The sequence below is a fragment of the Mesorhizobium sp. M7A.F.Ca.US.006.04.2.1 genome, assembly GCF_004022915.1.
Lineage (GTDB): Bacteria > Pseudomonadota > Alphaproteobacteria > Rhizobiales > Rhizobiaceae > Mesorhizobium > Mesorhizobium ciceri.
The window spans coordinates 1-378 of sequence record NZ_RZQA01001706.1; the positions used below are offsets into that span (position 1 = coordinate 1).

The window sequence follows — 378 nt, forward strand, 5'->3', positions numbered from 1 at the left end:
GCTCCACTCCGTCAAAAGTGGAAGGTAGCTACCGCTAATTCGGGGACGGCTGTCGGATTCCAGGGATGCTATGGTACGGCACTAGGCAAATGACATTGGTTGCGGAGCGCGCTGTGGACGGGAGTGCTGCATGTCACTGAGGGTCGGCGACTGGGTAGAGATTCGGTCCAAGGAAGAAATCCTTCTTACGCTCGACAGAAATGGTCGACTTGAGGAGCTTCCTTTCATGCCACAGATGTTTCAATATTGTGGTCACCGCTTTCGTGTTTACAAGCGCGCGCACAAGACATGTGACACGATCAATTTTGCTGGCGGACGCAAGTTATCCGGAGGCATCCATCTTGAAAATCTGAGGTGCGACGGCAACGAGTTGGGAGG

At 53.4% G+C, this 378-nt stretch carries 1 pseudogene; it reads left to right on the top strand.

The window, feature by feature from the left end:
* Positions 1-130: 130 nt before the first annotated feature.
* A pseudogene (locus EN925_RS39515) lies at positions 131-378 on the top strand (hypothetical protein); the annotation flags it as partial.